Origin of the sequence: Pseudomonas sp. Sample_24, from assembly GCF_004307605.1 — a bacterium.
Lineage (GTDB): Bacteria > Pseudomonadota > Gammaproteobacteria > Pseudomonadales > Pseudomonadaceae > Aquipseudomonas.
The window spans coordinates 21,090-31,901 of sequence record NZ_RCNW01000254.1 but is presented as its reverse complement, the minus strand read 5'-3'; the positions used below and the strand labels follow the sequence as shown (position 1 = coordinate 31,901).

Here is a 10,812-nt window from a genome sequence, read left to right as displayed (position 1 = left end):
CAGCATCCGCCCGAACCTCGACCGCCCCGACGATGACCGCGAGGAAATCACCCAGGCCGTTCAAGCGTTCACCGCGCGACGCATCCAGCAACGCCTGGAAGCGACCATCGAAATTCCGCCACTGGCCGAAACCGCGCAAAAAATCATCAAGCTGCGCGTCGACCCCAACGCCACCATCGACGACATCACCGGCGTGGTCGAAACCGACCCGGCACTGGCCGCGCAAGTCGTGAGCTGGGCGGCCTCGCCGTACTACGCCTCGCCGGGCAAGATTCGTTCGGTAGAAGACGCCATCGTCCGGGTACTGGGTTTCGATCTGGTGATCAACCTGGCGCTGGGCCTGGCCCTGGGCAAAACCCTGAGCCTGCCCAAAGATCGTCCGCAACACAGCACGCCGTACTGGCAGCAATCGATCTACACCGCCGCCGTCATCGAAGGCCTGACCCGCGCCATGCCACGCGCCCAGCGCCCGGAAGCCGGCCTGACCTACCTGGCCGGCCTGCTGCACAACTTCGGCTACCTACTGCTGGCCCACGTGTTCCCGCCGCACTTTTCGCTGATCTGCCGTCACCTGGAGGTCAACCCGCACCTGTGCCACAGCTACATCGAACAACACCTGCTGGGCATCAGCCGTGAACAGATCGGCTCGTGGCTGATGCGCTATTGGGACATGCCCGAAGAACTGGCCACCGCGCTACGCTTCCAGCACGACCCGGCCTACGACGGCAACTACGCCGAGTACCCGAACCTGGTGTGCCTGGCAGTACGCCTGCTGCGCAGCCGCGGCATCGGCTCCGGCCCCGACGAAGACATCCCCGAAGCCCTGCTCGAACGCCTCGGCCTGAGCCGCGACAAGGCCAACGACGTGGTCAGCAAAGTCCTCGAAGCCGAAGTGCTGCTGCGCGAACTGGCCTCGCAATTTTCCCAGCCTTAAAAGCTACGGGGGCAAGCCACGCGCCCACAGGATTTGCGCAGTGCCTGTGGGAGCGACAGTCTTCACCGTTGCCCAATGGGTCGGACAGCATCTGCACTGATCGGACAGCCTCGCCAACTTCAGTCCGCTCCCCCCTGACGCCGCTTGCGGAACTCGGCGACCTTATGCCGGTTTCCGCACAGCGCCATGCTGCACCAGCGTCGTTTGTGCGACTTAGTGCGGTCGTAAAACATCAATGAACAGTCCGCGCTTTCGCATTTGCGCACGAGGCTGAAATCACCTTCGGCCAGCAGCTCGGCGGCGGTGTAGGCCAGGCGGCCAAGGCGTTGGTTAGTGGCGTCAGCCTGTCGGAAGCGATCGAGCAGCGGGACGCCCGCTTCCTCCCAGACCAGTTGCGGCACCGCTTGCAGCAGAAAGGTATTGAGTGCCGACGGGTCCGCCACGCGATTCTCCCGGCGAGCGGCGAGCAGGTCTTCGATGCAGTCGCGCAACGTGCGCAATCGGGCGAGCAATTGCCCGTCACCCACCACCATCTCATCCGCCGGTCCGAAGCCGATCTGCTCCAGCCACTGCGCCGCGTCGGCATCGCTGGTCAGCAGATCGCGGCGCTGACCGTCGACCATCATTTGTGTGTTCAACAGGTCCAGCGCCGGATGGTCGGCCAGTATCAGGGGTGTGGGCGGTTCGATGGGGGAGGCGGTCATGACAATGTCCGGTTGAGCCGATGCGCAGATTGTAACCTATAAAAATTATTTGACTAGTTACATGCCTTGTGCAGAATACATTCGGGTAACCGGTAAAATTCAATTTGACAAGTTACATGAGGGCAAAGCCATGACCGTGTCTCAACATATCCAGGTTGCCTACAAATCCGTCGAAGCCGATGGCGTCGAGGTTTTCTACCGAGAAGCGGGCGCTCCGGATGCACCAGTGCTGCTGCTGTTGCACGGATTCCCCAGCTCGTCGCACCAGTTCCGCGACCTGATCCCGCTGCTGGCGGACAAGTACCGGCTGATCGCGCCGGATCTGCCGGGATTCGGCTTCACCGAGGTTCCGGCGCAGCGCAATTACCGCTACACCTTCGATGCCATCGGCGAGACGATTCGCCAGTTTGTCGATGTGCTGGAACTCAATCGTTATGCGATGTACTTCTTCGACTACGGCGCGCCTACCGGCCTGCGCCTGGCGCTGGCCTATCCGGAGCGGGTGAGCGCGATTGTTTCGCAGAACGGCAATGCCTATCTCGAAGGTCTGGGGGAGGCTTGGGCACCGATCCGCAAGTATTGGGCAGACCCGTCGCCGACCAATCGGCAGGTGATCAACGATGCCATCCTGCATCTGGAAGGCACCCGCTGGCAGTACGTGGAAGGGGTGAGCAATCCGGATCTCATCGCCCCCGAGGCTTACTATCTGGACGCGCTGTTGCTGGAACGGCCGGGTAACAAAGACATTCAGTTGGACCTGTTCTACGACTACCAGAACAACCTGAAGCTGTATCCGGCGTTTCAACAGTTCTTCCGCGATACAAAGTTGCCGACGTTGGCGATCTGGGGCAAGGGCGACCCGTTCTTCATTCCGACAGGGGCTGAGGCCTACACGCGCGACAATCCGAATGCGGTGGTGGAGTTGCTGGATACGGGTCACTTTGCGCTAGAGACCCATGTCAAACATATCGCTCAGCGAATTGTTGAAGTAGTGGGCAACCACATCAATTGAGATGTGCACTGTCGACGCGCACCGTGGTGGGCGTCGGCAGTGCCTGTTGTCCAATGCATGACTGTGGGATCAAACGAAACGTATTACAGTGAGCATATTAATTCGGCAGACCTATAACAGCCGCCCCCTCTCACGATAGTCGGCTTCTGGCCGATATCAGTCTCTGGTCAACGGCGGCTTTGATCGTGCTCGCTTCATGTCCACGGCTCGCACTGATGCGAGCGATTGTTCAGTTCGAACACCGATGGATGGACCAGGCGCTCGGACTACCCTCAAGCATATTTCTCGCTGGAGCTACCCGCAAGACCTCAAGACCTTGTGCCTTCAAGCCTTCGCCTTCTTCGGCCTCAAATACTTGGTCAGCCCCTGAAACCAGATCACCAGCGCCGGGTTGCCCTTGATCTGGATCGACTTGTCCTGAATCCCTGTCATGAACGCCAACTGCTTGTTTTTCGCTTGCATCGTGGCGAAGCCGTAGGCGGCGTCTTTGAAGGCAATGGCGAAAGCAGGTTCGGCGTGCACACCCGATTGGCTGGTGATGCGCTGGTCCTTCACGCGGAAATGCCGCGCCACTTTCCCGTCCAGGGTCTGTAGTTGAAACACCAGTTCCTTGTCACCCAACTGCTGCTGAAACGCAGGATTGGTTCGGCTGGCCTTGCCCATCAACAAACCCATCATCCACAGCAGAAAACGAAATTTCATGCGCAAGCCTCAAAAGAAAAATGAACGGCTGGCGCAGTGTAGCGATTTTGGGTGATAACGCCACTATCGCGATACGTTGGAAGAAGATCAGCCTGTTTTTGGCGTTGATGACTACCAAGTCATTGGCGGAACCCTTTGAAAAACTTTCCTCTCCACGCCGGTAAAAACGTTGAATCACGGGCACCAGCAAAGGCCTGACGCAGTGGGGACACCGAGAGAGGGCGTTGCGAAGGGTCGAGATCCAATGCTGTTTTCAGGGAGGTCCAACACTGTCTGGGCAGATGCCTGGTACTCAGAGGCTCGATTTTCAAACCCGCATCACGGGCTTGATTTGAAGGCACTCGACGCAAAGGGTGCTTGCCACATGCCAGTTCATAGATCACGCACGCCACCGAGTAGACGTCGGCGCTGACCGTCAGTGGTGAGCCATCCAGCAATTCCGGGGCAGCATAACCAAGGGTCCAGGCATGCAAGCAATGACGGCTCAGTTTTGGTAGGCCGGGCAATACACCCTCCTTGGCCAACCCCAAACCGAAATCGAATAACCGAACGCCTTCCTCGCTGAGCATCACATTGCTCGGCTTGATATCACCGTGAAGCACGCCACGACTGTGGGCATGGGCTAATGCATCAAGCAATTGAAGCGCGATGCCTTGCAGCTCTGACCACGGCAATCCCAAGGGGCGCTCGCAAAGCAATTTATCAAGGGTCAGGCCATTCATCAGCTCCATCGTAATGAAAGCCCTTTTTTGCCGGGTATCCACCTCGAAACTGAACAAACGGGGCACATTGGGGTGTTGCACACGCCGGGTCAGGGCAAACTCACTGAAAAGCAGGGCACTGGCGTCCAGGCAATCGGCATATTCATCGCTGAGCATTTTCAGCGCGACATGGGGCTCGGGATCACCGAACTGTTCCTGCAACAAATCCCGTGCGCGATACACCACCCCCATCCCGCCGGCACCGATCAGACGTTCGAGGTAATATCGCCCGCCCAGCATATTTTCCCCGACCTCGTTCATTGGCGAATAACCACGCCGGTCAGGTTGTCCCGTGCCGGACCGTCTAACACATGCTCGAACAAGTGCGCCAACGCGGCCCCCGGCGTGGGACGGTCCAAGGCACGGCCCAAGGTTTCACTGCTCAAGCCTTGATACAAACCGTCACTGCACAACAAAAACGCATCGGCGGGATGCACCACAAACTCCAGCACATCAAGGGTCAGATGCTCGCTGGCGCCTACTGCACGCGTCAACGCGGTCGAGTGTGGTTGAACCAAGGCCTGTCGGTCGTCCATTTTCTGTTCGTCGATCAGTTGCTGCCGCAGCGAATGGTCCTTGGTCAACTGATACAGCCGTTGCTCGCGCCACAAGTAACAACGACTGTCACCAGCCCAGATACAGACGGCGCGGGTGCCTTCGATCAGCAACGCCACCACGGTGCTGCCGATGGTGTCGTCATGACGCCCGGCAATCACGGTCAACTCCTGACTCAAGCGGCGATTGAGCCACAGCAGGCACTGACGTACTCCTTGGACCCGTTCCTCGAAATCGTTGCGCTCCGGCAATTCGGCGAGACTGGCGACGATCAACCGGCTGGCAATGTCACCCCGCTGATACCCGCCCATTCCATCCGCGACGACCCACAAACCCTTGTCCGGATCATCCAGGAAAGCATCTTCATTGCGCGCTCGGGTTTTCCCGGGATCGGTGCGCGCAACACTGCGCCAGACGCCACTCTTCGACATCAGAGTTGCATCGGCATGCGGAAAGTACGGAGCACACCCATGTCGAACGGATTAGGTGCGCGCTGACTCATGAGCAGGTAGTTGGCGCGCAGCCGCCCAGATCAGCTTTGAGTACCAACACATCACGACCGATCAGATACTCGGTCTGCATCAGGTCCAGCAGTCTGAACAACGACCAGGGTCCCGTGTTTTTCTCGATCCCTATCGGACGCCCGACCATTGTGTCGAGCACCAGGCTTGTGCGTCCATCTTCGGCATCGACAGGCCATTTGAATGAGGCTGCGATGATCGGCCCATGTCGGTACTCCATGGTCTTGTCGCCAAACCTGAACTCGGCACGACTGATGGCGGGATCCAGCGAGTAAGGTTCCAGCTTGAATCGTACTTGCGGTTCGGAAGGATCTTCGGCAAAAAAGCTCTGGCGGATCACGTGTGCAGAGGCCATCTGATCGAGATAAACCCGGGAGATAGGCAGTGATTGTCCATCAACGGTTTTAAGACGATAACTACCCGGCACGCCGCTCACAAATGGACGCATGTAATTGTCAAAAAAACTGTCGACAAGGCCCTGCGCCCTGAAGAACTCGCGAAAGTCGCTGAGCGCCACATCACTGGAGCTGTGGGCGCTGAATGGATATCGCTTGTTGATCGACTTGCCGTAGAAGTTGTACAGCTCAGTCTGATAACGCTGGTTGACGAATCGATAAGCGTCATTGAGCACCAGACGCCAAGTGTCTTCGGCAATCGTGTTGAACCAGGTCCCGACCGGACGCGGCAAACGACCGGATGCCGTTCGCAAAATGCTCAGCGCATCTCGCTGGCTACCCATGCGTGCCTTGGCCATTTCGTACGCCGCCTGGTCCGGAGTGCCGGCCCGAGCCAGACTCGCCAACTGCGTCTGTAGCTCATTGAGCGCGTGCAGTACCGCAGTCAATTCAGCACTCGGGCCGTTGTTGGCATCCAGCAAACGATGCAAGGGTTCGAAACGACGTTGCAACGCCTTTCTCGCCGTATCGGGCAAATCACCGACCAATGTCCCGGAAGCCTTCGGAACCTTGGCGGCAGCGAGTTTGCCCAAATTACCACTCGTAAGCTTTAGCGATGATGTCGCCGCTTCATCCAGGCTGTCGGCGATCGAAGGAATGCGCGTGTTGTCGCGAATTTGCACCAGCAGCTGTAGCACAGGGGAATTGGCAGACGTCATGCTGGCTAACTGTTCGGCAGCGCCCGCGGCGTCATCAATTGGTTTCAATGCGATCCGTCCGATGGCATCGCCCCAGACGTTGGCGTAATCACGAAAATACAATTGTTCCAGTTCGACCCTCAAGCGCCGCAGTTCCACGGCACTGACCTGCGAGCTCTCACCCAACACCCAGTTGTCGCGCAAAATATTCGTGACCAGCGCGCCACCTTGTACCGAAAAATACTGCTGATAGCCGTTCAGGGTGTAGAACCCGGGGATCGTGGCATGGCTACCCGTCAACAGATCGCTTTGTGGTCCCAAATGTTGATCCAGGTGGTATTCGGGAAGCGTTCGAGCCTGATCACGAAGCGCCCGGTAAACCACGTTGGCCATGGATTCGCTGCGTAGTATTTGCCGCGCCTGAACGATCAATGAATCGTTAAGCGGGAAACTGAATGGTTGCTTCAGCAAGCGTTCGAGATGTCCTTCCAGGCTGCTTTGCACGGAGTTGTTTGCGGGGTACCGGCGGGACCAATCGCTGGCTATCCAATCTTTCAGCCATACCGTGTCACGGCGATCGTTGAGACTCAGCATCAGGTATGCACGCAAACTATTGAGCAAATGCTCACGGTCCACCGGGCGGCTGCGAATCTGATCTTCCAACTGCGACGCCACCGATGGCAGCAGGTGCGATTCCAGCTCACGCTCGTAGGCTTTCATGATCACTGGATTGGCAGCTTCGCCTTGATACAAACCACCACGCTCCAAGTATGAAACGTCGCTGGCGATTGGGAATACCCGAGACGCAGCATGAATGGCATCAAGGTTTTGCAGAACCGACAGCACGTTATCTTGAGGGGTCAACGCCGATCGCTGATGTGTCCAGGTTTGCACCAGTGTGCGCAGGCTTTCCAGTCGCTCATGGTTGGCCGAAAACCCGCCGGCCCACCACAAACCGAACAGGCTCAACGCCGCGAGCGATGTCATGTACAGCGTTCGCTGCCTCCAACAAACAAGGCTTTGCTCACGTTTGTCCAGTTGTACAGAACCTGCCTCGGGAAAAATGACCTGGTTGAACAGAGGGTTGATGAACCGTGGATAACCAACGAGCGCAGCCGTTCCATCGTTGTTCACGCCACTGTACGTGAGCGGTTTTGCTGATCGAGTGGCGCTGGTGAAGTAGAAACCGCGAAATGTACTCTCGCCCTGACTGCGCAGAGCCATTTCAATGAACTGGCAAAGGCCCTCGCCGACCAATCCCAGTTGATGCGGGTAGTCGAGAATACGTCCTCGACAAAGAGGGTCGCGCTCCTGATGCATGCGCATGATCACTTGGCCATCAAGCCGATGCAGCAGTGCTTCGAACTCCATACGTATTGCACTCGGATCAGCCGTGCCCGGTTTTTTGCTCAAGCTCACACCCAGCACTTGATCACTTTCATCCCGACTCAGCTGATCAAAGAACTCATCAAAGCCAGGCTGCTGGTCCGCCTTGCTCAAAACCAGATAGACAGGCAGCTCGATATGCAGTGTTTGCTGCACCTCTTGCAAACGTGCACGCACATTACGCGCCAGCATCTGAAGAGCTTCGGAGTCATGAGCAAGGAGCATTTGCACCGGGAGAGTGACCAGAACACCATTGAGCGGGCGGGTCCGGCGGCGCTTGCGTAACAATCCCAGCAACGTGGCCCAACCGTCAGCATCAACGTCGACATCCGGCTGGGTGAGGTAGCGTCCGGGCGTATCAATGAGTACGCCGCTTTCGGCGAAGTACCAGTCGCAAGGGCGTGCCTCCTGCGGCTGATCAATCAATTTACGATCAAGTTGGTTGAAGGGAAACTCCAGCCCGGAAACATTCAACAGTGTGGTTTTGCCGCTGCCCTGAGGGCCGATCAGCAAGTACCACGGCAAATCGCGTCGCCCCCGCTCGCTGTGTTTGCGATAGAAACTCGATGTCTTGAGAATTTTACCCGCGTCCTTGAACCGCGCTCTCAGATCCCGGCGCTGTTCATCAATTCGCTGCTCGATCAGCGCACGATCCACGCCCTGCTCGCGCCCCTCGACTTGTTTTTGGACACCGCTGCGCCAGCTGACGTAAACCATGGTCAGCCCCCATACCAGAAACATCACACTGATACTCAGCAAGCGAGACGTCGGGCTTTCCCAGAATCTGAAATCATCTATCGCCAACAGTGGCCCGACATACCAGACCAGCAGTGCAGCCAACAGAACCGACAGCAGACTCCACACCCAGGTTTTGCGCAGAAAGGCGCCGGCTTTTGCGAACAAACTTGTCATCACTCGCGGCCCTTCCATGGTTGAAGCTGCGATCGAATCGCGGCCTGGTCAATTTGCTGGAGCGGTTGCAAAACGACAGCTCGCTGTTCACTCAAGACCCAGGCGAATCCCGAATACATCACCATCAGGCAAATCACGGTGATCAGCGCCATCGTCCACCACGGCACGGTATGAATAAGTTTTTGCCGCTTGCCTTCATCGTTGCCGTCGCTGCGAGTTGCCCGTTCGTATGGAACATCTGCACGCAACAGGCGAATCTGCCGGAAAAGCGCATCACGAAGACTTTCAAGTTCCACAAGACCGCGCGCCTGAATTCGATATTTACCCTCGAATCCAAGCGACAGGCACAGGTACATCAGTTCCAGCAACGACAGGTGCTTGACCGGGTTTTTCGACAATCGATCAAGCAGCTGGAAAAATTTTTCACCACCAGAGGTTTCATTGTGAAACCTGCTGAGAAGGTTCATTTGTGACCACTCGCTTTCCTTGCCCCATGCAGTCGTCACCACCGCCTCATCCACCACCGTGCAAAGCACATAACGTGCAGTTGAAACCTGGCTGCTTTCGACACCGGCACGTAATGCGCTGACCGCAAAGCGCTCCACTGCCGCGCTCAACCGCCGATTGAGGTTGGGCAGGTCTTCACCGTTAGCGCAATGCTTGAGCCGCACCACTTCCGAGAGCAGGCATGATGCCGACGCCACCAATGCGTTGCGGCTGACTTTGAAGGTGTCCTGCGGCGCCTGCCGAGCGGCGTAGATCATGCGGTCTTCGAGTTGCTCGAATTTCGGTGGGGCCACCGAATCAGTCAGTGGCCCGTGTGCCGGGCCACGGCCGAGACGGTCAAGCAGGACAGTTTTGTCATCCTGGGCGTATTGCATGTCCTTGATCATGTCGCTCAATTCCTGATGGCCCAGAACTTCAATTCCAGCTCCGCGAATTCACCGCTGACGTGAAACGCGAACCCACCAGAGCGTTCGAGTTGTGCCTGGTCTTCGGAGCCGAGTTCAACAATGAAATAGGTTTTGTTCGCGTGAAAGGCGATCTGACGCGGTGCCACGGGCAAGGGTCTGATTTTGAAACCCGGCAAATGCAGATTGACCAATTGGCGGATGCTCTCAACCGTGCCGATCTTGAGGTGCGCGGGCAATCGATGGCGCAGCTCTTCACTGTCGCAGTCGGCACTGGCAGCCAACACGAACGAAGCCGAACCCGCTAATTGGGTGTCATGCAGAGGGCAAACAATGATCCCGTACTGACGCGCCTGCATCGGCAACTCGATGGCATGCTGCTCCAGCACCATCGACAGCACCTGACGGATCGCCTCCATCAGCCTGCGAAAACTCGCACCCTGGTCACTGTGTTCATAACGGATATCCGCTCGCGGACGCTTACTGTCGCTGGAAAAAGTCGCCAGCTCGCCCAGCAGGGTCAATAGCGTGCAATACAACTCCTGCGGATGAACATGTTGCAGACTGAGATAGTGACGCAACAACGGCTCAGTACGATTGATCAATTGCAGCATCATGAAATCGCCGACCTCCGCACCTCCCACTTTCCCATTCGAACGGATCCTTTCAGCAAGGGTGTCACCCCGGTGGCCGAGCATGCTGATCACCTCTTTCAAGCACGACAGCAAGTAGCTCGATGAGTGCATCTGGATGTATGTCGGTACGAAATCCGGATCGAGACTGATGACCCCGTCGGGCGTGGTGTCGAGGACCCGGCAGATTTTCAATCTCACAAAACCCTGATCGTCTTGCTGCTCGCCAAGCAGTAAGCGAAAGTCTGGGCAAGCGCATTTGACCTGGCTTGCACCACCGTCACCGGCATTGGAGTCTGCAACCTCACGCTCATACGCGACATATCGCGCCAACACATCCGTCTGCTCCTGACGGCGGGCTTCGATGTGGTTGCCGGTCACCAGAGGCAACGCCAGATAAATCGCTGTATTGCCGGTATTCACAGGAACATCCAGCACCAGCGGTTGAGTGCTGCCACCCACTTCAAAAAGGCTGCCATCCGGCAGGACTCCCGAGGCACGGTTGACCACCAGTTTGCCCATATTGAGAAACTGCGAATCAACTTCCAGGCTCAGGAACCCCCAGGTGAAACTTCCCAGTAACTGAGTGCGGGACTTTATTTGATGGTCCAGATATCGATCGTTGTGCTGGAAGTGCTGCGGACGCAGCAACATTCCCTCCTGCCATATGACTTTATGGAAGTTCATGC

General features: G+C 57.2%; 7 protein-coding genes and 2 pseudogenes. 2 read left to right on the top strand and 7 right to left on the bottom strand.

What is annotated here, in order from left to right; translation table 11 throughout:
- Positions 1–934, top strand: a 934-nt coding sequence (locus D8V06_RS14295) for an HDOD domain-containing protein (RefSeq protein WP_130931177.1), incomplete at its 5' end; no start/stop codon positions are given.
- Positions 935–1,053: 119 nt separating this feature from the next.
- On the opposite strand, the gene D8V06_RS14290 is transcribed toward D8V06_RS14295, so the two are convergent.
- Positions 1,054–1,638, bottom strand: a complete 585-nt coding sequence (locus D8V06_RS14290) for an ABATE domain-containing protein (protein WP_056854180.1) — start codon at positions 1,636–1,638, stop codon at positions 1,054–1,056.
- A 130-nt stretch (positions 1,639–1,768) separates the two neighbouring features.
- On the opposite strand from D8V06_RS14290, the gene D8V06_RS14285 reads away from it, so the two are divergent.
- The gene (locus tag D8V06_RS14285) at positions 1,769–2,650 is read left to right on the top strand and encodes an alpha/beta hydrolase (RefSeq protein ID WP_130931176.1); all 882 of its coding nucleotides are present in this window, start codon (positions 1,769–1,771) and stop codon (positions 2,648–2,650) included.
- A gap of 324 nt (positions 2,651–2,974) precedes the next feature.
- Here the strand turns inward: D8V06_RS14285 and D8V06_RS14280 are convergent, their stop codons facing one another.
- The 6 genes and pseudogenes from D8V06_RS14280 to tssK form a co-directional block, all read right to left on the bottom strand.
- Positions 2,975–3,352: a hypothetical protein gene (locus tag D8V06_RS14280; protein ID WP_056854182.1), complete on the bottom strand. Its 378-nt coding sequence runs from the start codon at positions 3,350–3,352 to the stop codon at positions 2,975–2,977.
- Between the two features lie 119 nt (positions 3,353–3,471).
- Positions 3,472–4,356: pseudogene (locus D8V06_RS14275) on the bottom strand (serine/threonine-protein kinase); the annotation flags it as partial.
- 14 nt (positions 4,357–4,370) lie between these two features.
- Complete coding sequence (locus tag D8V06_RS14270; RefSeq protein WP_130931174.1) at positions 4,371–5,099, bottom strand: PP2C family serine/threonine-protein phosphatase; 729 nt, start codon at positions 5,097–5,099, stop codon at positions 4,371–4,373.
- A pseudogene (tssM, locus tag D8V06_RS14265) lies at positions 5,099–8,580 on the bottom strand (type VI secretion system membrane subunit TssM). Before tssM ends, D8V06_RS14270 begins: the two are co-directional and overlap by 1 nt.
- A complete protein-coding gene (gene icmH, locus D8V06_RS14260) occupies positions 8,580–9,473 on the bottom strand; it encodes a type IVB secretion system protein IcmH/DotU (protein WP_130931173.1) in 894 nt (297 codons plus the stop codon). The pseudogene tssM and the gene icmH overlap by 1 nt, the downstream one beginning before the upstream one ends.
- A 5-nt stretch (positions 9,474–9,478) precedes the next feature.
- On the bottom strand, positions 9,479–10,810 hold the full coding sequence (gene tssK, locus D8V06_RS14255; protein WP_130931172.1) for a type VI secretion system baseplate subunit TssK: 1,332 nt from the start codon (positions 10,808–10,810) through the stop codon (positions 9,479–9,481).
- Positions 10,811–10,812: the final 2 nt, after the last annotated feature.

Bases quoted from the DNA above. Each gene is read 5' to 3' on its own strand.
- D8V06_RS14290 (WP_056854180.1), bottom strand. From the start codon at position 1,638: ATGACCGCCTCCCCCATCGAACCGCCCACACCCCTGATACTGGCCGAC.
- D8V06_RS14285 (WP_130931176.1), top strand. From the start codon at position 1,769: ATGACCGTGTCTCAACATATCCAGGTTGCCTACAAATCCGTCGAAGCC.
- D8V06_RS14280 (WP_056854182.1), bottom strand. From the start codon at position 3,352: ATGAAATTTCGTTTTCTGCTGTGGATGATGGGTTTGTTGATGGGCAAG.
- D8V06_RS14270 (WP_130931174.1), bottom strand. From the start codon at position 5,099: ATGTCGAAGAGTGGCGTCTGGCGCAGTGTTGCGCGCACCGATCCCGGG.
- icmH (WP_130931173.1), bottom strand. From the start codon at position 9,473: ATGATCAAGGACATGCAATACGCCCAGGATGACAAAACTGTCCTGCTT.
- tssK (WP_130931172.1), bottom strand. From the start codon at position 10,810: ATGAACTTCCATAAAGTCATATGGCAGGAGGGAATGTTGCTGCGTCCG.